Consider the following 21,497-nt stretch of genomic DNA (forward strand, 5'->3'; position numbering starts at 1 on the left):
GCGTCGCTTTTTGATAAAATAATAATATTAAATCGATTATTATCGCATTATACAAAGGAGAATTATTATGTCTAATCTATTGGTTAATGGACTTCTATCTTTTTTAGATAAAAGTACTTCTATGTTTCATGCTGCAGATTCTGTTATTCAAAAATTAGAATCTGAGGGCTTTTCTTTCTTAGATTCTGTTTCTAACTGGGAGCTTCAAGAAGGTGGCAAATACTATGTAACTTCTAATCATTCAGCAGTTATTGCTTTCACTGTAAATAGTACATCTATTGAAAATGAAGGTTTTAAAATAGTAGGTGCTCATACTGATATACCAGGATTTAAAATCAAACCAAACCCTCAAATGAGTACAGAGTCTTACGTTAAACTTAATACTGAAATCTACGGTGGACCTATCGTTAATACTTGGTTAGACCGTCCTTTATCTGCTGCTGGCCGTGTAGCACTTAAAGGTAGTCATCCTCTTCATCCTACTATCCAATTAGTAGACCTTGAAAAACCTATTCTTATCATTCCAAACTTAGCCATTCATATGAATCGTGAAGTCAATAATGGTGTTAAACTTAATCCACAAAAAGAAACCCTTCCAATCCTTACTTATATGAAAGAAAAAATTGAAGGCAATCTTATATTAGAAGAAGTTGCTAAAAAACTTGGTGTAGCATCTTCTGATATTTTAGAAATGGACTTATTCCTTTATCCAGTTGAAAAAAGCTGCTTAGTAGGCTTAAATGAAGAGTTCATCTCAGCTGCTAGACTTGATGACTTATCTATGGTTTACAGTGGACTTGATGCTCTAATCAACAGTACATCTACTTGTGGTATCAATGTTTTAGCTTGCTTTGATAACGAAGAAGTGGGAAGCACTTCAAAACAAGGTGCAAATTCTCCACTCCTTAACCACACACTTGAGCGTATTGCTATGGCTCTTGGTAAGTCTCGTGATGAATACTTAAGATCTCTTGCTATGTCTTTCATTATCTCTGCCGACGTAGCTCATCTTCTTCATCCAAACTACCCAGAAAAATCTGATCCAACAAATAAAGTACTTCCTGGTAATGGACCAGCTATCAAATTAACTGCTGGTTGTAGCTACACAACAGATAGTGACTCTTTTGGTGTATTTGCTAACCTTTGTGCAAGCAATAATATTCCTTACCAAGTATTTGTAAATCGTTCAGATGAACGTGGTGGGTCTACTATTGGGCCTGTAACAGCTTCTCACTTAGGCGTACGTTCAATTGATATCGGTACACCAATGCTTAGTATGCACTCTGCACGTGAGCTCATGGCGACTTCTGACTTTATTCATACAACTTCTGCTATGGCTGCTTTCTTTAACCTATAATCTATATCCACAATTAACCAACTCTAAGAAACCTTGTTATTTCAAGGTTTCTTATTCTCTTCATGAATTGTTAACAAATACATATATACAGTTTCATAATTTGATTGTATGATAGAGAAGGTGCATTTTTAATCCACAAATTAGGAGGGTAAGCACATGAATAAAGTACTTGTATGTATCACTATTCAAGAAAATAGTAAACGACTTATTAGAAAAGGTTATGATCTTGCCACTGAAAAAAATGGTGAACTTCATATTATACATATCCGCAAAGGTGAAACCATATTTGAATCTCCAGACAGCAGCTTATTATTCGAAGAATTATTTGTTTATGGTAGTGAATTAGGAGGACAAGTTCACTTCCTCTGTAGCACGGATATACCAAAAACTATTCATGAATTTATCATAAAAAATAATATCACCCAGCTTATTATTGGGAAACCGCCTGTATCATCACATGCTCCATCTATATCTACTGTATATGAACAACTCATTCAATTACCTGAAACTGTAGAAGTATGTGTATTAGATAGAGAAGAAAATTGATTCCATTACGAAAGGATTTGTTCTAGATGTATTCACATTTTGTAGACGTTGGCCGCTTAGAAATGATCTGTGGCCCTATGTTCTCAGGTAAATCTGAAGAACTTATTAGAAGACTTAAACGTACCATATTAGCTGGTATGCCAACTATCATTTTCACACCTAATATTGATAACCGTTATGCAGAAGACCATATCTGCTCACATGACGGCAAAAAATTAGAAGCTATTTCTATTTCTCACATTGAAGAAATTTTAGATTATGTGAAAGATGATACAACAGTTATTGGTATTGATGAAGTTCAATTCCTTGATGGAGAAATTGTAAGTGTTATCATGAAACTTGTTAACTCTGGCAAACGTGTTGTTTGTGCTGGACTTGATAAAGATTTCAAAGCAGAAAGCTTTGGTCAAATGCCTGAACTTTTAGCACTTGCCGATGATGTAACAAAGCTTACAGCCATTTGTATGTGTTGTGGACGTCCTGCTAACTTTACACAACGTCTTATTGCAGGCAAACCTGCTTCTTATAACGATCCTCTTATTTTAATAGGTGCTTCTGAAAGCTATGAGGCAAGATGTCGCTTATGCTATCAAATAGATCGTAATGATATATAAAAAATTAGACGAGCTTCTACAAAGCTCGTCTAATTTTTTTATATTGTACTATTATTTTATTGGATTTTTGTGGTATACTATATAGGATAAATTTCTAAAAGCGAAATTATAGGAGTATTGTCATGAACACATTAATGATTGATGAGCAAGAAAAACTTCACATTGCTGCTGATATTCTAAAAAATGGAGGCCTTGTTGCAGTACCTACTGAGACCGTTTACGGTTTGGCTGCAAATGCTTTAGACGAGCATGCTGTATCTAATATTTATAAAGCTAAAGGACGTCCAAGTGATAATCCTCTTATCTTACATATTGCTGATTTAGAGATGCTTAAACCACTCGTCGCGCATATCCCTGACTCAGCTACACTTCTTATGAAGCATTTTTGGCCTGGTCCATTAACGCTTATTTTTGAGTCTTCTTCTTTAGTACCACTTAGTGTACGTGGCGGGTTATCTACTGTTGCTATTCGTTTTCCTTCTCATCCTACTATACAATCTTTAATCAAAATGACTGGTCTACCACTTGCTGCACCTAGTGCAAATCTTTCTGGTAAACCTAGTCCAACAAATGCAAAGCGTGTATTTGAAGATTTAAATGGTAAAATAGATGCGATTGTAGATGGAGGCTTATCAACTGTAGGGGTTGAATCTACTATTGTAGACTTAACAAGTGAAGTGCCTACTATCTTAAGACCTGGCGGCATTACAGAGGCTATGCTACATGAAGTTCTAGGAGATATTATTATGGATCCTGCTCTTCTAAGCGTTGAAAGTAATGTAAAACCTAAAGCTCCAGGTATGAAGTATACGCATTATTCACCTAATGCAGATGTTATCATCTATAAAGGTGAAGATGATAACGTTGTCCTTGCTATCAATGAACAATTAAGCGAAGACAACCTTCATAATATTTGTTCTGGTGTACTTTGTGATGATGAGACAAAGGCACTTTTTAATGCAGAGTATATCATTAGTTTAGGTAGTCGTAATCATCCTGATGATATTGCTATGAACCTCTTTGAAGCATTAAGAAGCTTTGATGACTTACATGTTCAAAAAGTTTATTCTTTAAGTTTCTCTACTGAAGGGGTAGGCAGTGCTATTATGAACAGACTTGAAAAATCTGCAGGACATCATATTAATTACGTATAATGCCCATATATATACATAAATGAATTCTTTCATTTATGTATATACTATAAAATAAAACACTTTTAAATTAGCGGAGGACTTTTTATGCTAGCAATTGCTTGTGACCATGGTGGTTATGGATTAAAACAAGAAATCTTAGGTTATTTAGACGCTCATAATATCGCTTACAAAGATTTTGGTTGCGATTCTACTGAGGCAGTTGATTATCCTGAGTATGGAAGACGTGCAGCTATGGCTGTAGCAAATGGAGAATGTGATAAAGGTATTATCATTTGTGGAACAGGTATTGGTATTTCTATTACTGCTAATAAAGTACCAGGTATTCGTTGTGCACTTTGTCATGATTGTTTCTCTGCTGCTGCAACACGCGAACACAATGATGCTAATATGCTTGCATTAGGTGCACGTGTTATTGGTGCAGGACATGCCCTTAAAGTAGTTGAGACTTTCTTAAATACACCATTTTCAAATGATGAGCGTCACATTAGACGTATTGAGCTAATCGAAAAATAATATAATCTTAGGAGGACTTATTTATGAGTAAAGTATTTATTATGGATCACCCATTAATTCAACACAAGGTATCACGTCTTAGATGCACAGATACAGGTTCAAAAGAATTCCGTGAACTTGTTCGTGAAATCTCACAACTTATGTGCTATGAAGCAACAAGAGAACTTCCTCTTGAAGATTATGAACTTGAAACACCAATCGGTACAGCAGTTGGTAAACGTATTGCTGGTAAAAACTTAAGTATTGTACCTATCCTTCGTGCTGGTCTTGGTATGGTTGATGGTATGCTTGATCTTGTTCCAACAGCAAAAGTTGGTCACATTGGTCTTTACCGTGACCCTGAAACATTACAACCTGTAGAATACTACTGCAAACTTCCACAAGATATTCAAGAAAGAGATCTTTTCGTACTTGATCCAATGCTTGCTACAGGTGGTTCTGCTGTTGCTGCTGTACAATTTATTAAAGACAAAGGTGCAAAAAATATCAACTTCCTTTGCCTAATCGCTGCTCCAGAAGGTCTTAAAACACTTCAAGATGCACATCCAGATGTAAATATCTATGTAGCTTGTCTTGATGAAAAACTTAATGACCATGGTTATATTGTTCCAGGGCTTGGCGATGCAGGAGACCGTTTATTTGGCACAAAATAAATAATGGAAGTTTTCTTGATAAGTGAGCTCAAGAGACTTACATAATTTAAGGAGATGAACAGCATGAATTTTGCTAGTCTATACATTATGGCTTTTGTGCTCTCTTTTCTCATCGCTTTTGCAACAACACCTATTGCGAAGAAGATTGCTTTCAAAGTAGGTGCTATTGCAAAACCGAGAAAACGTGATATGCATAGTAAGCCAATTCCTAGAATGGGTGGTATTGCTATTGTAGCTGGCTTTATGATTACATTATTAATATGTATTCAATTCATTACCGTATTAGATTGGAAACAACTTTTTGGTATTACTACCGGAGCACTTATTATATTCTTATTAGGTTTCTTTGATGATATTTATGAATTAGGTGCTAAGCTAAAATTCCTGATTCAAATTTTAGCAGCTACAATTGTTGCCTTATGTGGCGTTACAATACCATTTATATCTATACCATTTATCGAAGGATCTACCATGTTCCTAGATATGCTCTCTATTCCTATTACTGTTGTATGGATTGTTGGTATTACCAACGCCGTTAACTTCATTGATGGTTTAGACGGACTTGCTGCTGGTGTATCCTCTATTGCATCACTCTGCTTAATGGTTCTTTCTATCTATAGCGGTTATCCTATTGCTATTTTACTTACAACTATTTTAGCTGGGTCTTGTTTAGGATTTTTACCTTATAACTTTAATCCTGCTTCCATCTTTATGGGAGATACAGGTTCAACATTTTTAGGCTTTATTTTATCTGTTACTTCTATTCTTGGTCTACTTAAAAGTTATACCATCGTAACAATTGTTGTCGCTATTTTAGTATTAGGCTTACCTGTATTTGATACAGCCTTTGCAATCATTAGAAGACTACTTGCTGGTAAACCTATTACTGCACCAGATAGAGGTCATTTACATCATCGTTTAGTTGATAAAGGCTATAGTCAAAAACAAGCTGTTATTACACTCTATGCTATTAGTGGTGTATTCGGGCTTTCTGCAATAGCCTTAGCAAGTCATGATTATAAAATTATTATTGCAATATTTGTTCTCATGGGATTAATGCTTTATTTAAACATGAAAGTTATGGCTACCCATACAGATGAAGATAAGAAAGATTGACAAAAAGCACCACTAATTGTGGTGTTTTTTTTATATTAAAAAGGCTATCTCCCCGGTCCTTAAGGTGCTATAATTACCTTAATATTGCAATATTGAAGGAGTTTAAAAAGTATGCCAGATACGATTACCCATTACCTTTTTGGTTTAGATCAAGCTAAAAATTTATCAGATTCTCCTGTTTATAAAATTATAAAAGATAATAGAAACCTTTATTTCATAGGACTCCAAGGACCGGACCCTATGTATTATCATGCACCCCATAAAAAACAAAACTTTTTTAGCGTAGCTTCTCTTATGCATCAAAGTCATACAGGATACTTCTTATCTTCTTCTCTTTGCTTTGCAAAAAAACACGTTAATAGTCCTGAACTTTTTGAACCTTGTATGGCTTATATTTGTGGTCTACTCTGCCACTATGCTTTAGATGTGACTTGTCATCCTTACATTTTTTACTTAGGTGGCCGTTATAATAGTGAAGACCCTAATACGCTTAAATATCAAGGTATGCATAAACGTATAGAAGTCGCAATTGATTCCCTTCTCCTCCAAGAGAAATTCAATCGTAATGCAAAAAGCTTTAAGGTCCATAAGCATATTTTAAAAGACATCGAACTGCCTCCTATTATCTTAGATATGTACGAAGAACTTCTTTTCTCAATCTATGCTATCCCTAATGGCAGTCGTGTGATTAAAGATTCCTATCATGATTTTAGAAACTATTTTGCTTGGACTTATGACCGTCTTGGCCTCAAAAAAAATCTAGCTACAGCTGCTACACCTTTGCTTCCAAAGAGTATAGCTAGTTTAGCTAATACATTTTCTTATCATGATTGTGTAGATGAATTTACAGATTATTTGAATACTAAAAAAGCTGTATGGTTACATCCTGTGACTGGAAATGTTTATACTTTCAGTTTCTACGATTTACTTAGAAATGCACATAAGCTTGCTACTCATTTAATCGATGGTGCCTATGCTTTTATTCAATCTGAAATTACTTTAGAAGAACTAGAAGCATTACTTCCAAACGTCTCATACCTTACTGGATTACGTACTAGCGATAATCGTCCTATGCAATACTATAAATATTAATGAGGCTTATTAGCGCCAACGAATAAAGCCCCTATATAGCTAGAGATTTTAATCTAGTTATATAGGGGTCTTTTATATAAAAAGACTTGTATTATATTAAGCTTTTAAAGTTTCCTGATAACAAACTACTTGGTTTTTCCCTTGTTGTTTAGCTTGATATAATGCTTCATCTGCCCTTTTAATACCTTCATCTAAATTCATTTCACTTCCATCAAATTCATATACACCTAAGCTGGCACTAATTCTAAATGGTGGCTTGTTAGGTACTTTCTTCTTATAGTTATGAATCCCTTCACATATTTTATTAGCTCTTATAAGTGCCTCTTCTAATGTGGTCTGAGGTAAAAAGATAATGAACTCTTCTCCACCATAACGTCCTATCAAGTCTGTCTTTTTAATCTGCTCCTTGCTAATTGCTGCTACTCTGACTAATACCTTATCCCCTACAAGATGTCCGTATTCATCATTAATATGTTTGAAATAGTCAATATCTAGCATAATCACACAAAGCTTATCTTTTAAGTTTTTGACTTTCTTAAAAGCCCTTTCTGCTAGTTTAAATACTTCCCTTCTATTCCACACATCAGTAAGCCCATCAAAATTTGCTAAGTAGTTTACTTGCTTAAATAATTGCCCATTATAAATAGCTATTGCCGCATACGTTGCAAATAACTTTAAGGTGCTAATATCTCTTTCGTTATAAGCATTTTTATTACGGCTTTGTGCTGTCACAACACCAATTTTTTTATTTTCTACAGTTAGTGGGCAATATATAATCGATTGTGCTTTATATCCTATTCTTTCACCTATCAATCTATGATGCTTTACATACTTTGCACTTTCTTTATCAGTATCATTAATATGTACAATAACATCATGGGTAAGCGCATAGCCCCCTAAGCTTGTCTCATCATACATATAGACAGCCCCTAAATTATAATTATTGTTTTCTACCCTAAAGAACTCATAGTTTAAATTATTCTCTTCATCATCAATTAAAGCTAATCCAAAGGCATCTGCATCTACCAAGGTAGTTAATTCTCTATAAATACTTTCAAATGTTTCTTTAATATCTAAGTTAGATGTTAAGCGCTGACCTACCCTAAATACCCCTTCAATCTTATTATAGAGCTGTTCATATAGTGTTGCTTTAACTTGTAATGTTCTTATATTAAGTTGATTAAATGCTAAAGAACTATTTAAGTTAAAGAATTCCTTTTCATAATTTCTGCAAACGTTACTCGCTTCATAAGCTTCTTTATAATCTTCTTGTTCTGCATAGCACTTGCTTAATAGCTTATACCCCTTTATAAGTGCATAAGGTAATCCTAATGTCTTACCTATTTCAATGGCTCCTATTATGTATTCTTTAGCCTGCTCATATTTCTTGCGTTCATACAAAAACTCTGCATAGGAATAGTAGGTAGTAAATATCACATTATTATAGGCTTCTCCCTTACCATATACTAAAGCTTTTTTAAAATGTTCTTCACTGACATCATACTTCTGCATTCTCCAAGTGACAAGCCCTCTTAAATTTTCTGCTTCAATGTAATAATTACTAAATCCCCTTATATGTGCTATTTCTATAATCTTATCAGTATATTCATAGGCTTCTGCAAGTTCATTCTCATGTAGCTTAATTTGGCTCATGATACAATATAAACTTACTTTACTGTCTAAACTTAAATGATCTTCATATATACGTACACGCTTAACTAACTGAGCCGCTTCTTCATACTTTTCACAGCTTACGTAGGCGAAACCTGTATTCAGTAATATGGTATTGGTAAAAGTCTCCTCATCTAGTTCTTCTGCTATATCTAGTGACTTGATTCCGTTTTCTATGGCTAAATCAAACATGCTTAGCTCTACATAATTGGGTACAAGGGCATTATAGCTTTTGCTCATTCCCCTCTTATGTCCCATTTCAATAAATAAGTTATTAGCTTCTAGAAGCAAACGTACTGATTTTCTATAATCACTTTTGTCACAGTAATACCATCCTAAATAGTAAAGACATTCTGCCATTGGTATTTTATAATTTTGTCCCCTACATACCTCTAATGCTTGCTCTAAAATAGACCTTACATATTCCGGATCTTGCCTTAAGTTCTGGTATGCCAATTCAATAAAAAAATCTATGATTTTCGGATCATTTTTTAACCTTTGAAGTTGTAATTCTACTTCCTTTAGGCTCTTATTCATTTTCTCACCTTCTTCCTTTGTACAAAGTTATCCTACTATTTAGTATACTATTTCATTTCATAAAAATCTATAAAGGGGCTGTAACAAAACTACTAATTCTATAAATTAGTTATTCTATCACACCCCCTCTATTATTAAATTATAATTTATCAATGTACTTAACAATACTCTTATGAATATCAATATTAGAATCACTTTTTCTTACATCTTCAAGAAAATCTAATACCTTTGTAGCTTCCACATCAATATCTAATATAGATGATAAACGTAGTTCCAATAATTGCATGTAAATTTCTTTCTCATTAGTCCAATCATCGTATGTAAAGATATTACGGCTAATGGTATCTACAATATTACTAAGTAGACTAATAACTTGTTCAATCACATTATCATACAATAACTCAACTGTATTTACGCGTATGAATAAATCTGCAAAATGCTCTAGTAATTCATCCATAATCCATAGGGCTTCTTCTTTGCTAACCTTTTTTTCTAAACTTCTAAGATTGACACCACTATAGAATCTTGATTTATAAAATGCTACAAAGTTTTCTAAATCTCCTGCATTACATTCGGGCTCGACCTCAAATAAAATCCTAAAGAAAATATTCCATTGGAATTCATCATTAATAATGGTTCTTATAAAGTTCACCAATTTATAACTAAACGCATCTTCAACCTGACACTCTCGCTTAAATAAGATTTGAGATGTAAAATCTACTTCTTTGTTCTCTATCTCATTTAATCTAGAAAATACGCTAGTCATTGTTGTATTATAAAGAACTTCATCATCACTTAGTGCATCTCTAAATACATATTTTACAATAGTATCACAAGACTTTCTAAAGTCTACTAAAATCCCTATGCTTTCTTTAATCTTATGGGCAAATAAATCATATAATGCCTTAGATAAAAGTTGCTCAATTTGTATTTTTCTTCCTGATTTACTTTTTGATTGTCTTCTATCAAATTGATTAGAAATAAGTAGAAGTTGCTGATCGATCGTTGTTAAACTATTTTTAATAGAACTCATAATATCCTTATAGAAACGATCTGCAATAATATAGTTATAATTTTTATAAATAACTTTATGTTCAATTTCACTCCAGAATATATTTACTAATGATTTAATCTGTACCTCAAAGTTATAACATTTATCATCAAATATATATTTACCATCTATACGATACATTTTCATACCATTTTTTTGGCTTTTAGGCTGTTTGCTTGCCAGTTCTAAAAAGATATGCTTATTACTTTCTGGACTATAGAAGCCATGATATTCTTCTGAAGGAATTGTAAATTGCTTACGTAAAAGTTTATATATAACTGCTTCATCTCCAACGAAACGACACTCTAGACGAATACCTATTAAATCAGAAAGACGGTTAAACATTACCTCTGGTGTTTTATACTCTGTATAATAATCATAACGTAGCATTTTTTCTTTTAAGCTTTGTTTCGATTTTACACGTGAATTAATGTTAAGATACCCTTCATTATTATTCTCTAGCATTTCTTCAAAAAAATGTTCTAATTCACGACTTGCTATATCTAAATTTATTTTCATACCATCTAATTGGTTTAAGACTTCTTCAATGAAGCTAAACATTTCAAGTTCCATAAGTTCATTCCCTCCGCCTTTTGTTAGTATTAGTCTACTAGCTAAAATCTAATGGCTTATGACTAAGTTGTTAAATTTCATTAAAGAAACATATTCCTACACCGCTTAATCCTAGATGAGCGCTTAATACACTCCCAATACCTGTTTCTATAAACTCAACATCGCCAAGTCTTTCTCTTAATAATACTTTGATCTTTTCTAAGAGTTCCTTATCTTCTGCATGTACAAGACCTATTTTTTGATTAGTGTACTTGCCAATACGTTGCTCTACTACATCAACTAATTTATTTAGAAGTTTCTTCTCACCTCTAACTTTATCAAATACTTCTATAAATCCATCATTTACTTCTATGAGTGGCATAATATGAAGCATATTCCCAAGGACACCTTCAAATTTATTAATACGTCCACCTTTTACAATCCACTTTAAGTCTGACAGAGTAAAGATATGTTCTGCATGTTCACTCAAGAATTTTAAACGTTCTACAATTTCTTCGTATGTCTTACCCTCTTCTATCATTTTATTTGCTTCTATTACCATGAATCCTATACAGATAGAGCCTGATTTTGAATCAATAGCGGTAAACTTGCTCTTAGGATATCTTTGTTTTATCTCTTCCATTGCTAAATACACGGTTTGGTAGGTACCTGACATTTTAGATGAAAAACTTAAATAAATGACATCATCTTCATTTTGGCCATATTGCTCTAGTTGAGTAAAAATTTCTATAGGTGTAGGCTGAGAAGTTTGTGGCATAATGCCTTCTTTCATTGCTTTGTAAACTTCTTCAACTGCAATTTCTTTTTTGTCTAAGTACTCTTTATCTTGGATACGAATACGAAGAGGCAAGAAGTCCACATCTTGTCCCATCTTAAATTCTTTAGGCATGTCACATGTACTATCAACAAGTAACTTAATCATTACTGCACCTCTCTAATTCTTTTTAAACACTATATCACTATGATATAAAGATTCTATTAACCCTATACATGTACTTATATATGTAATATTGTAGAATATTTCACATTTTTATATTATAATAAGGACGGGCGTTCAATATAAAAATTTAATTATAACTTTTTAATAATAGGGGAGCTTATGAAAAAAATATTGTCTTTTAGTATGTCTAAAATTATTTATGCTTTTTGTATTTTTAATATTACATATCTATTTTTCTTCGTTGATTTAAAACAAGCCTATACTATGTATCTCGCTTGTGTTTTACTTTTAAGTTGTTTAATCGTTGCTACTAGCTTGTTTAGTTTAGATGCTCATAATTCAGCATTACTATGTACTATTGGTTGCATGAATGGAGGAAGCTTCTTATTCTTAACCCTTAATTTACTCTTATTAAACTTTCGATTCAGCTGGCCACTTACTGATGAAGTTTACACCGAATTCTTTAATTGCTTTATAATATTTATTATGCTCTTTTGCATAGCTACTATATTAGTGTTTAAATACTTTAATCATCCTCACAAACGCAAATTTATTTGCAATATTTATTTACTAGGAACACTTATAGTTTTTACAATACATCAAACAATTACACCTTTTAATATTACAAATAACTTATTTGCTTTACCTATTTTGTACTATATTATCTTATGTATTATCCTATGTTTTCTTATGCTTTGCATGGCATATCATATAGGAGATACTAAAAACCTCTTTGTACAAAAAGCAAATAGAAAGATATTCTTTTATCTTCTTACTTTAAGTATGCTTATTATCATTGGTTTTGTATTAAGTTTATATACAGGAATTAAATATGCCTACTTATACATGATTTATCAGCTTACATTAATGGTTGCGTTCTTTAAGTTGGTCTCTCAAGACTCTATTATTCAGTATTCAAAAGATCTTACACAAAAACTAGAGCTCTACAACGAAAGTACAACTTTAATGAATCATTATCTCCAGCATATGTCTGAGGAAAATGAATCTATTCAAAAACAGTTTCAATATGTAGATACTTTGTACTCACAAATGATGTTCTTCTACCCCAATGCTCTTTTTGTTATTGTAGATCATAATATTTATCACTCAAATGAACACGGACGCATACTCTTAAAGGCTTCTGATACGCAAGACATACTGTATACACCTTTCATGAACTATATAGCCATTGAAGACAGAGATTTGGTTGAACAAATCATACAAAGCCTTTATAAACATGCTCAAGAACATGCAACAATAGAAGTTAAGATGAATACTTCAACATCTGAGCAAGTAGATGTTGAACTTTATCTAACACTTTCTCATGCTAATGAACCACGTGCAATTATTGCTTCTGCTAAGGATATTTCCTACAAGAAACACCAAGATAAACTTCAACAAGATATTGCATTAGAAAAACTAAAACTAGAATTCTTCTGCACCATCTCTCATGAGCTAAAAACGCCAGTCAACATTATTTACAGTGCTACACAACTTCAAAATAATCTCATTACACAGGGTGAATATGATAAAATTTCTACCTACAATACAATGATTAATCAAAACTGTATGCGTCTATTACGTCTACTCAATAATTTCTTAGATATTAATCGTATTGAAAGTCATTTCTTCAACGTATCTAAACGCACCATTAACATTGTAGACCTAACAGAAAATATATTAGGTTCAACTTTATCCTATATGGAGCGTAAAAATATCTCTGCATTATTTGATACAGAGGAGGAAGAAATCTTTTGCACCATTGATACAGACCTTCTTGAACGTTCACTTTTAAATCTCTTATCAAATGCTATTAAGTATACACCTGAAGGTGGGCACATTGATGTCTTTATCACTGCAGAGAATAACCAGGCTTGTATTCATATTAAAGATACGGGAGTAGGTATTCCACCTGAGAGTCAAAAAGTCATATTTGAACGTTTTACCCGCATCGAAAATGGATTAATTCGAAAAGCCGAAGGGGCCGGCATCGGGCTCTCTCTAGTTAAGTCCTTTGTTGAATTAAATAATGGGATTATTGAAGTAAGTAGCGTAGTTAATGAAGGAACTGAATTTATCATACGCCTACCTATTGAAATAAACTTTGCACATCTTATGGATTCTAATTATATCCATACTTTACATAGTGAAAAAGTTGATATCGAATTCTCTGATGTCTATCTAAATTAATAACACAAAAAAGGAGGTTGTTTTCACAACCTCCTTTTATTTATTCTACTACTTGGATCCCCGCCATTTTTGCTAATTCATATATTGTGCTTTTTGCAACCTTTTTACCCTTGTAATCAATAAGGTCTTCCATTGACCCGTTGAAGATATCTGCTGGTTCATATTTTTTGAGGATAATTCTTTCATCATCTACAAAAATTTCTAATGAATCTTTTTCTTGGATATTAAGATTTCTTCTTAATTCGATTGGTAACACAACTCGTCCTAGCTCATCAACTTTTCTTACAATTCCTGTTGATTTCACTTAAATCCTCTCCCTTTATAACATATTTTCCTTAACCTAAGTACATTTTTCTAATTTATGTACTATTAAAGTACCATAATTAGCAATAAAAGTCAATTCCCGTTTTGTAAATTTTTATCGTTTTTTTTGATTTTTTTATCAATTTAATAATATAATATTTGTCGAATCCAATATTTGTACCTGTTTTGATGAATTTTTTTTATTTTTTTGTCGAATAATCTGTTTCACCTGCTTTTATGACCTTTTTTCATTTACCAATAATACATTTTTCTGCCAATAGCTTTTCTCTCTCTTGATGGCAAGTTTCTCTACTTACGTGCATATATATTAGGACAAGATATTTTATTAGAAGTTAGGAGAGAATGAAATGCTTAATTACTTATGGGGATTTATGGTTATCTTTTCTTTGCTTATGGCCCTCTTTGGCGGCAATATGCAAGCCCTTACAACTTCCATGTTAGAGTCTAGTCAATCTGCAGTAGAACTTTGCTTTAAAACCTGTGGTGCACTTGCTATGTGGATGGGTATTATGCGTATTGCAGAAAACGCTCATCTTATTGACGCTCTAGCCAAAAAGATGACACCTATATTGAATTTCCTTTTTCCTGATGTCCCTAAGGATCATCCCGCAAGGAAATACATTGCCACAAATATTATTGCTAATTTTTTAGGTCTAGGTTGGGCTGCTACACCTCCTGGTCTTAAGGCTATGGTAGAATTACAAAAGCTTAATAAAACACATCCTAAAACGGCTACACATGCTATGTGTATGTTCCTAATTGTAAACATCTCTACAATTCAACTTGTATCTATTAATATGGTTGCCTATAGAAGTGCATATGGCTCTGCCAATCCGACAGAAGTTATTGGACCTTCTATACTTGCTACTGCTGTTGCTTCTATTGTTGCAATTACTTTTGCAAAACTTATGTATAGGAGGAACGATTAATGAAAGCGTTTATGTACATATCTGATTTACTTATTCCTCTTGTTATGTGCTCTATTGTTATTTATGGTTTATTACATAAGGTAGATATCTTTCAATCTTTTATTGATGGTGCCAAAGAAGGCCTTTGTGTTGTTGTTTCTATTTTACCTACACTCGTTGCCTTAATGTTAGGTGTAGGCATGCTCAAAAGCTCTGGCGGTCTAGATGGTCTAGTACGCCTATTAAGTCCTTTAGTTGCTTCAACTAATTTCCCAAAAGAAGTCCTACCTATCGCGCTCATGCGTACCGTATCTTCTTCTGCTTCTACTGGCCTTATTCTGGATATTTTCCAAACTTACGGCCCCGATTCTTTCATTGGTCGTCTTGTTTCTATTATGTTTGGCTGTACTGAAACCATCTTTTATACCATGTCTGTATACTTTATGACTATCAAAGTTAAAAACACACGTTATACCGTTGTAGGTGGCTTGATTGCATCATTTGTTGGTATACTCTGTGCTTACTTTTTAACTTGTTATCTTTTCGGCTGATAAGCTGTTTTTTTCCTTTAAAAACTGATATAATAAAGCTATAAAATATACAAAGGAAGGATCCAAAAATGTTTGAAAAACTTAAATCATTATTTTCAAAACACGATGATGTATACGAAGACGAAGTCTTATACCATAAAAACGGAAATGTAATGTATGAAGGTGCGATGAAGGGTCCTATGTTTCATGGGATGGGTAAGCTTTATAACGAAGATGGAAAGCTAATCTACGAAGGGGAATTTAAAAATGGAGAACCTCATGGCCGTGGGAAAGCCTATTTAGATGACGAAGAAACCTATGAAGGAGACTTCTACAAAGGTGAACAAACTGGACAAGGGGTTTATCATTGGAGCGATGGTTCCTTCCATGAAGGTGCTTTTCTTAATGGTGTACGTGAAGGTAAAGGGACTTTCCATACTGCAGAAGGCCTAGTCTTCGAAGGTACTTTTATGAATAACAAAATCCAAGCTCATGGAATTTGCCGCTTTGCTAATGGTGATTGCTATGAAGGTGAATTTAGAGATGGTATTGCTACAGGTCGTGGCAAATTAACACTTAGTGAAATTGGTACATATGAAGGGGATGTAGAGGAAGGTATTCCTCATGGTAAAGGTACTTATACCTATTTAGATGGTTCGTCTTATCGCGGTGATGTTGTCCATGGCAAACTTACTGGTAAAGGGATGAGAACTTTCAATAATGGCCACAAGTATATTGGTCAATTCTTAGATGGTTATATGCATGGTGAAGGCACTTATGAAGATGAAACAGGTGCTAAATATCAAGGTATCTTTGAAGATGACTATATGGTTACATCAACACATGGTCAATTATATCTACCTAACATCGGTACTTATGAAGGGGACTTAGTAGATGGTGTAGCTACAGGTAAAGGTAAGGTCTCATTATTAAATGGAAGTATCTATATTGGTGATGTAGTAGATGGTCATATTACTGGTAAAGGTACTATGCGTTTTCCTAATGGACATAGCTATACCGGTGACTTTGTAGATGGTAGAATGCATGGCAAAGGCACTTATGAAGATGAAGAAGGTAGTAGATATGTAGGTCTTTTTGAAGACGATTATATGGTGGAACGTTTGGCCTAAATATCTATCACCATTTAGACAAATAGCACGTATACTATTATTGAATCATCGCTCTCATTGTTAGAGTAGGAGGTAAGTTTATGAACAATAATAGTAGATGGCGCAACTATGGTCTCTGGGTTTCTATTGCTGCAGTTATTCCTCTTCTTCTTTCTGCTTTTGGGATTAAAGTTGTCCCAAGCGAATATCAAGAAATTGTAAATGCTGTCTTAGCAATCTTAGTTACTGCTGGTATTATTAGCAACCCAACAACAACCAGTCGCTGGTTTACTGATGATCCTAACCAAACCTCTGATAAAACTACAGACAAGACTGATGAAAAATAGCAAATTATAAAAAGGGTAAGGCGACCACTTGGTATCACCTTACCCTTTTGCTTTATTCTTCGGTAGCAACAACCCCACTTTGTGCTATTGCTACATTATCATTAAAATGTGCTGCTACAAATTCATCTACTTCATCATAGTCTACCATGTAGTACCACTTTTCTTCTCTAATAAATTCACCAGGAAGTGTTTCAAAGTTCAACTTAGCTGTATTAAACTTATTAATATATCCTAAGTATGTAGGTATATCTTTTAAAGCAACATCTGTTTGCACATCTGAGTATAAGATATTAACCATTTGTGGTACTGCTTTTAAAATTTGTGGACTCATGACCTTTTTAGCAAAGGCTGTTAAGAAAATTTGTTGTGTTTCTATACGCCCTGTATCCCCTTCTGCATATTGCTCACTGTAGTCATTATTATGTCTCCATCTCACTAAACCCTCTGCTTGTTCTCCGTTTAGAGTTTGTAAGCCTGGTTCAAGATCTATATAAAGGCCTTGGCTATTATCTGTGTACTCCATACGTCTTGGTACATCAACAGTTACGCCACCTATACCATCTACAATCTTTCTAAATGCATCAATATTTACAACAACATAATGGTCTATTTTAATCCCTAAAATATCTTCTAGTGCATTTACAGTGAAATATCTAATATTCTCTATACCACCAAAAGAACTCATTTCTGTAATTTTACATGGATTTTGTATATATCTATCAAGTTCTTTTGCTTTCTCAATCTGATAATCCGTCCAAGTTACTTTTGTATCTCTTGGTACTGAAATCACTTCTGTCTTCCCTGTTTCACTATTAAAGTGTACGACAAAGATAACATCTGTCCTTGATTCATCTTTATCTACCCCAAATACTGCTACATTTAAATGTAATGCTTCCTGATCTGTATCTTCATTACGATTATATTGTGGGAGGTTTGGATCTAATTCATCTCTACTTGCAACTTTTATCTTACTAAAAGTATTTCCTACAGTGCAAGCTACAACGCCTCCTATAAGTACTACTGCGATAAAGCTTAGCAGCATCATTCTTAAAAAGAACTTGGTAAGCTGCTTCCTCTGAGTCTCACTTATCTTCTTCATTTCTGGCTATGCTCCTTTTGGCTTAGATACCTTTATTATTACCTAGCCTATTATATCATACTCTAAAAATTTTACAATTTAGTATTTTTGGTATATAAATAGGTCTCTAATTTCAGATAGCATTTTAACGCTTCCATATAAATTTATTATAAATTCATTGAGTATAAATAAAGATATTCCCTATCGCAACTGTAGCATTTTCCTCTATACTTTTAGCTTTAATATAAATATATCTACCTTTGACTGACTCAAAGTGAGTATAATGCTCTTTTCCATAATTTAAGATACGGCCTTTTTCCTTATGAATAGCTTCTCCATCCTGTTCTAATCTTATCTCATACTCATAACAATCCAGTAGCTTTGCAAGTGCCTCTTTATCTTCATAATGAATATAATTTTTACGATAGCCTATCCCTACTATATTTTTGATCTCTCCCAAATCCAATAGAAGCTCTCCCATTGGGCCTTCAGCTTCCCACCAAGTTTTAGTATCTAGATTAAGTACTTCCTTTGCTTGATGTGCTACTTTCTCTGAAGAGACTTCACATATACTCATTTTATCCATTGGTATACGAATACCCTTTTGCACCGGTTCCCATATCTTAGCCTTTCTTCCTGTCCATATAGGTGCTGTCCATATTTTCTCTCCTAGTTGGTTGACTACTCTTACAAAATAGTAATGTGCTGTTGTACTCGCCACTCCAAATTGCCATAGGTCATAGAAACTGTCTAATAACTTTTCAGCTACTACCTCTCCATTATCTGATATTAATTGTATACATTTAAAGGCTTCTCCTTCCTTTGGAGATCTATTTTCTACCTCTATCTTTATCTCATAATCTATGCATGACGGTTCTAACACACTCCCCATGACCTGACCATTCACTTCAAACTCTATTTGAAAACTCGGATTCTGTACAGCATAGAAACGTCGTTGTCTAAATGCTTCTAATAAATCCTTGGCTGTAAGTGCTTCTGCCAGCACAACTGTACGGTCATCAAATCCACTTAACCACTTACCACTGTGTGTATCTGAGTTGGCAAAAGGTGCAAATCGCCATCCTTTATCTAAAGCTATACTATATACTAACTCATGCAAATCATTATAAGCACTTGTTTCATTAGATACCTCTACACCTACAATTTGTAAATTTTCTTCTGGATTTAACACTTCAAAATCTTTATAGGCATTCCATATTTTATCTGTTGGCCAACTGGCTTCTTGAGGATGATTAAAAAAGGCTATGGCTTCTTCTTGTTTTTTGAGAAGCTCTCCAAAGTGCTCACCATTTGTTGGATAGCCACTTTCTACTATAAGCTCACTTACACCTAATAGATTAAGTTCTCCTCCATTAACTACAGCCACACCGTCTTCATCTATATACTCCTCACTATAACCCGATTCAACAGAAGCCAATGCTACAAACGTCTCATCCGTTGCTTCCTGCGCTGCCTTCAAAGTTGCTTCCCACTTTCTTTGGTCAATACGATCCGCATGGTCTGACACAGCTAAAAAATCTCCTCTTCTACTTTCCTTTGCCCATTTAAAAGCTTCTTTAGGTGTACCTTGCCCATCTGAAAAACCTGTGTGTGTATGTAAATCTCCATAGAAATGTTTATATTTCTTGCTTGTATGTGAACTCATATGCTCCTCCTAAATTAATCAATCTATAACAAAATGCATCTGTTCTCCTATAGTAGGATCTCAGATGCATTGTTTCTTTATCTCTATCGTTATATAAGGATATAATATCCACAATACACTTACCTTAAAACATAGCGCATATTACGAATCCTATTTATCCTTTTAATATCATGTAGACTCCCTAGCAGCTTCCTTGTTGTAAAAGTACATTTCCCATAGCTGACGCTTCTGTTGTACCTTTAATCACAGTTTTCCCTGTCATTTCACTTACAACTTGGCATAGGTGCTGATCTTTTGTCCCACCACCTACCATATGAATAGTGGTAATAGGTTCACCAATGAGTGCTTCGAACTGGATAACTGTCTCTTTATACAGCTTTCCTAATCCGTTATATACTGCTGTAGCAATATCACCGATTCTAGTAAGTTTTACACCATATACCTCTTCACATGCCTTAATAATTTCTTGTTCCATATTTATAGGTGCCATAAATCTTTCATCTGCAATATCAATAGCATAAGTATGGTTAGATTCTTTAGCCTCTGCAATAATATCAGGGAAATCTACAGGAAGTCCTCTATCATTTAAACACTTTTTAAGTTGTTGTAAAATCCAAAGACCATTAATATTTTTAAGTAATCTTATCTTGCCCTTTGCACTACCTTCATTGGTAAAACCAGCTTCTTGTGCTTCTTTTGTTAAATAAGGTGTACCTACTTCTAATCCCATTAGGCACCAAGTACCACATACTAAGTAAAGCTCATTTTCCTTCTCTATTTTCGCTCCTGCTACTGCAGAAGCTGTATCATGACTTGCTACTGCTATAACTGGAAGGCCCCCCAGCCCTGTTTCCTCTTGTATAGCTTGTGAAAGTGTACCAATCTTAGTACCTGGCATAACAAGTTCGTTCATCCATTCACGCTTAAAACCTAATTTATTAAAAATTTCTTCACTATAGGTTCTTGTGTGTGCATCTAGTAATCCACTTGTTGAAGCAACTGTTGCTTCATTATAAAGATTCCCTGTAAAGAAATAACCTAATAAATCTGGCATAAAAAGCCACTTATAGCCATGCTCTTTGATGACTTTGTTATACTTCTTGTCATAATACATTTGATAAATCGTATTGAAGTTCGCTTTTTGTATACCTGTTAAAGTATAAAGCATTTCCTCATCAATGAGGCCTTCTACTTCCTCAATGACTTTTCCCGTTCTACCATCTCTATAATGAATAGGCAAATTAATCATTTGTCCATCCTCATCAATCCATGCGCCATCTACCCCCCAGGTGTCAATTCCCATAGATTGAATATCTACATCAGTTCTTCTTGCTACCTTCTTAAGACCTTGTTTCATCTCATGGAAAAGCCTTGGAATGTCCCAGTACATCGTTCCACCTATAGTTACTGGATCATTAGGGAAACGGTGAACTTCTTCTAGTTCTACCGTCTCGCCCTTCTCAATTCCTAACATTAATCTTCCACTTGATGCACCTAAGTCAAAGGCAATATATGCTTTATTCATAAG

20 protein-coding genes are annotated in these 21,497 nt (G+C 33.9%); 13 read left to right on the forward strand and 7 right to left on the reverse strand.

Going from position 1 to position 21,497, the window contains the following annotated elements; all coding sequences use genetic code 11:
- The first annotated feature begins 67 nt into the window (after positions 1 to 67).
- The 8 genes from PBV87_RS18100 (at position 68) to PBV87_RS18135 (ending at position 7,045) form a co-directional block, all read left to right on the forward strand.
- Entirely contained in the window at positions 68 to 1,357 is a 1,290-nt protein-coding gene (locus tag PBV87_RS18100; RefSeq protein WP_271013232.1) for a M18 family aminopeptidase, read from the forward strand.
- Between the two features lie 156 nt (positions 1,358 to 1,513).
- Positions 1,514 to 1,903 carry an adenine nucleotide alpha hydrolase family protein gene (locus tag PBV87_RS18105; protein WP_271013233.1) on the forward strand — a complete coding sequence of 130 codons (390 nt, stop codon included), beginning with the start codon at positions 1,514 to 1,516 and terminating at the stop codon, positions 1,901 to 1,903.
- A gap of 26 nt (positions 1,904 to 1,929) precedes the next feature.
- Positions 1,930 to 2,517, forward strand: coding sequence for a thymidine kinase (locus PBV87_RS18110; protein WP_271013234.1), 588 nt, complete (start codon positions 1,930 to 1,932; stop codon positions 2,515 to 2,517).
- Positions 2,518 to 2,639: 122 nt separating this feature from the next.
- Positions 2,640 to 3,671 carry an L-threonylcarbamoyladenylate synthase gene (locus PBV87_RS18115; RefSeq protein WP_271013235.1) on the forward strand — a complete coding sequence of 344 codons (1,032 nt, stop codon included), beginning with the start codon at positions 2,640 to 2,642 and terminating at the stop codon, positions 3,669 to 3,671.
- 84 nt (positions 3,672 to 3,755) lie between these two features.
- Positions 3,756 to 4,184, forward strand: a complete 429-nt coding sequence (rpiB, locus tag PBV87_RS18120) for a ribose 5-phosphate isomerase B (RefSeq protein ID WP_053983146.1) — start codon at positions 3,756 to 3,758, stop codon at positions 4,182 to 4,184.
- A gap of 23 nt (positions 4,185 to 4,207) precedes the next feature.
- Positions 4,208 to 4,837: a uracil phosphoribosyltransferase gene (gene upp, locus PBV87_RS18125; protein ID WP_053983145.1), complete on the forward strand. Its 630-nt coding sequence runs from the start codon at positions 4,208 to 4,210 to the stop codon at positions 4,835 to 4,837.
- A gap of 63 nt (positions 4,838 to 4,900) precedes the next feature.
- Positions 4,901 to 5,953: a glycosyltransferase family 4 protein gene (locus PBV87_RS18130; RefSeq protein ID WP_053983144.1), complete on the forward strand. Its 1,053-nt coding sequence runs from the start codon at positions 4,901 to 4,903 to the stop codon at positions 5,951 to 5,953.
- A 111-nt stretch (positions 5,954 to 6,064) separates the two neighbouring features.
- Positions 6,065 to 7,045 carry a zinc dependent phospholipase C family protein gene (locus PBV87_RS18135; protein WP_271013236.1) on the forward strand — a complete coding sequence of 327 codons (981 nt, stop codon included), beginning with the start codon at positions 6,065 to 6,067 and terminating at the stop codon, positions 7,043 to 7,045.
- Between the two features lie 96 nt (positions 7,046 to 7,141).
- Here the strand turns inward: PBV87_RS18135 and PBV87_RS18140 are convergent, their stop codons facing one another.
- The 3 genes from PBV87_RS18140 to PBV87_RS18150 all read right to left on the reverse strand — a co-directional run bounded on the left by PBV87_RS18140 (position 7,142) and on the right by PBV87_RS18150 (position 11,799).
- Positions 7,142 to 9,253 carry a sensor domain-containing diguanylate cyclase gene (locus tag PBV87_RS18140; RefSeq protein ID WP_271013237.1) on the reverse strand — a complete coding sequence of 704 codons (2,112 nt, stop codon included), beginning with the start codon at positions 9,251 to 9,253 and terminating at the stop codon, positions 7,142 to 7,144.
- 139 nt (positions 9,254 to 9,392) lie between these two features.
- Complete coding sequence (locus tag PBV87_RS18145) at positions 9,393 to 10,877, reverse strand: GTP pyrophosphokinase (protein ID WP_271013238.1); 1,485 nt, start codon at positions 10,875 to 10,877, stop codon at positions 9,393 to 9,395.
- Between the two features lie 70 nt (positions 10,878 to 10,947).
- Complete coding sequence (locus PBV87_RS18150) at positions 10,948 to 11,799, reverse strand: DegV family protein (protein WP_271013239.1); 852 nt, start codon at positions 11,797 to 11,799, stop codon at positions 10,948 to 10,950.
- Between the two features lie 177 nt (positions 11,800 to 11,976).
- On the opposite strand from PBV87_RS18150, the gene PBV87_RS18155 reads away from it, so the two are divergent.
- Positions 11,977 to 14,007 carry a sensor histidine kinase gene (locus tag PBV87_RS18155; protein WP_271013240.1) on the forward strand — a complete coding sequence of 677 codons (2,031 nt, stop codon included), beginning with the start codon at positions 11,977 to 11,979 and terminating at the stop codon, positions 14,005 to 14,007.
- A 40-nt stretch (positions 14,008 to 14,047) separates the two neighbouring features.
- Here the strand turns inward: PBV87_RS18155 and PBV87_RS18160 are convergent, their stop codons facing one another.
- The gene (locus PBV87_RS18160) at positions 14,048 to 14,311 is read right to left on the reverse strand and encodes an AbrB/MazE/SpoVT family DNA-binding domain-containing protein (RefSeq protein ID WP_053983137.1); all 264 of its coding nucleotides are present in this window, start codon (positions 14,309 to 14,311) and stop codon (positions 14,048 to 14,050) included.
- 367 nt (positions 14,312 to 14,678) lie between these two features.
- Between PBV87_RS18160 and PBV87_RS18165 the strand changes: the two genes are divergently transcribed.
- The 4 genes from PBV87_RS18165 (at position 14,679) to PBV87_RS18180 (ending at position 17,225) form a co-directional block, all read left to right on the forward strand.
- Positions 14,679 to 15,260: a nucleoside recognition domain-containing protein gene (locus tag PBV87_RS18165; RefSeq protein ID WP_053983136.1), complete on the forward strand. Its 582-nt coding sequence runs from the start codon at positions 14,679 to 14,681 to the stop codon at positions 15,258 to 15,260.
- Positions 15,260 to 15,790, forward strand: a complete 531-nt coding sequence (locus tag PBV87_RS18170) for a spore maturation protein (RefSeq protein WP_271013241.1) — start codon at positions 15,260 to 15,262, stop codon at positions 15,788 to 15,790. Before PBV87_RS18165 ends, PBV87_RS18170 begins: the two co-directional genes overlap by 1 nt.
- Before the next feature lie 68 nt (positions 15,791 to 15,858).
- Positions 15,859 to 16,899 (forward strand): MORN repeat-containing protein, encoded by a 1,041-nt coding sequence (locus tag PBV87_RS18175; RefSeq protein ID WP_271013242.1) that lies wholly within the window; start codon positions 15,859 to 15,861, stop codon positions 16,897 to 16,899.
- Positions 16,900 to 16,979: 80 nt separating this feature from the next.
- A complete protein-coding gene (locus PBV87_RS18180) occupies positions 16,980 to 17,225 on the forward strand; it encodes a phage holin family protein (protein ID WP_271013243.1) in 246 nt (81 codons plus the stop codon).
- 52 nt (positions 17,226 to 17,277) lie between these two features.
- On the opposite strand, the gene PBV87_RS18185 is transcribed toward PBV87_RS18180, so the two are convergent.
- From PBV87_RS18185 to PBV87_RS18195, 3 genes are all read right to left on the reverse strand, one after another.
- On the reverse strand, positions 17,278 to 18,324 hold the full coding sequence (locus tag PBV87_RS18185) for an LCP family protein (protein ID WP_053983132.1): 1,047 nt from the start codon (positions 18,322 to 18,324) through the stop codon (positions 17,278 to 17,280).
- A gap of 154 nt (positions 18,325 to 18,478) precedes the next feature.
- Entirely contained in the window at positions 18,479 to 19,969 is a 1,491-nt protein-coding gene (locus PBV87_RS18190; protein WP_271013244.1) for a CehA/McbA family metallohydrolase, read from the reverse strand.
- 181 nt (positions 19,970 to 20,150) lie between these two features.
- On the reverse strand, positions 20,151 to 21,494 hold the full coding sequence (locus PBV87_RS18195; protein WP_271013245.1) for a rhamnulokinase: 1,344 nt from the start codon (positions 21,492 to 21,494) through the stop codon (positions 20,151 to 20,153).
- Positions 21,495 to 21,497 lie beyond the last annotated feature (3 nt).

The sequence above is a fragment of the Holtiella tumoricola genome, from assembly GCF_027857615.1.
Lineage (GTDB): Bacteria > Bacillota > Clostridia > Lachnospirales > Cellulosilyticaceae > Holtiella > Holtiella tumoricola.

Bases quoted from the DNA above. Each gene is read 5' to 3' on its own strand.
- PBV87_RS18100 (WP_271013232.1), top strand. From the start codon at position 68: ATGTCTAATCTATTGGTTAATGGACTTCTATCTTTTTTAGATAAAAGT.
- PBV87_RS18105 (WP_271013233.1), top strand. From the start codon at position 1,514: ATGAATAAAGTACTTGTATGTATCACTATTCAAGAAAATAGTAAACGA.
- PBV87_RS18110 (WP_271013234.1), top strand. From the start codon at position 1,930: ATGTATTCACATTTTGTAGACGTTGGCCGCTTAGAAATGATCTGTGGC.
- PBV87_RS18115 (WP_271013235.1), top strand. From the start codon at position 2,640: ATGAACACATTAATGATTGATGAGCAAGAAAAACTTCACATTGCTGCT.
- rpiB (WP_053983146.1), top strand. From the start codon at position 3,756: ATGCTAGCAATTGCTTGTGACCATGGTGGTTATGGATTAAAACAAGAA.
- upp (WP_053983145.1), top strand. From the start codon at position 4,208: ATGAGTAAAGTATTTATTATGGATCACCCATTAATTCAACACAAGGTA.
- PBV87_RS18130 (WP_053983144.1), top strand. From the start codon at position 4,901: ATGAATTTTGCTAGTCTATACATTATGGCTTTTGTGCTCTCTTTTCTC.
- PBV87_RS18135 (WP_271013236.1), top strand. From the start codon at position 6,065: ATGCCAGATACGATTACCCATTACCTTTTTGGTTTAGATCAAGCTAAA.
- PBV87_RS18140 (WP_271013237.1), bottom strand. From the start codon at position 9,253: ATGAATAAGAGCCTAAAGGAAGTAGAATTACAACTTCAAAGGTTAAAA.
- PBV87_RS18145 (WP_271013238.1), bottom strand. From the start codon at position 10,877: ATGGAACTTGAAATGTTTAGCTTCATTGAAGAAGTCTTAAACCAATTA.
- PBV87_RS18150 (WP_271013239.1), bottom strand. From the start codon at position 11,799: ATGATTAAGTTACTTGTTGATAGTACATGTGACATGCCTAAAGAATTT.
- PBV87_RS18155 (WP_271013240.1), top strand. From the start codon at position 11,977: ATGAAAAAAATATTGTCTTTTAGTATGTCTAAAATTATTTATGCTTTT.
- PBV87_RS18165 (WP_053983136.1), top strand. From the start codon at position 14,679: ATGCTTAATTACTTATGGGGATTTATGGTTATCTTTTCTTTGCTTATG.
- PBV87_RS18170 (WP_271013241.1), top strand. From the start codon at position 15,260: ATGAAAGCGTTTATGTACATATCTGATTTACTTATTCCTCTTGTTATG.
- PBV87_RS18175 (WP_271013242.1), top strand. From the start codon at position 15,859: ATGTTTGAAAAACTTAAATCATTATTTTCAAAACACGATGATGTATAC.
- PBV87_RS18180 (WP_271013243.1), top strand. From the start codon at position 16,980: ATGAACAATAATAGTAGATGGCGCAACTATGGTCTCTGGGTTTCTATT.
- PBV87_RS18185 (WP_053983132.1), bottom strand. From the start codon at position 18,324: ATGAAGAAGATAAGTGAGACTCAGAGGAAGCAGCTTACCAAGTTCTTT.
- PBV87_RS18190 (WP_271013244.1), bottom strand. From the start codon at position 19,969: ATGAGTTCACATACAAGCAAGAAATATAAACATTTCTATGGAGATTTA.
- PBV87_RS18195 (WP_271013245.1), bottom strand. From the start codon at position 21,494: ATGAATAAAGCATATATTGCCTTTGACTTAGGTGCATCAAGTGGAAGA.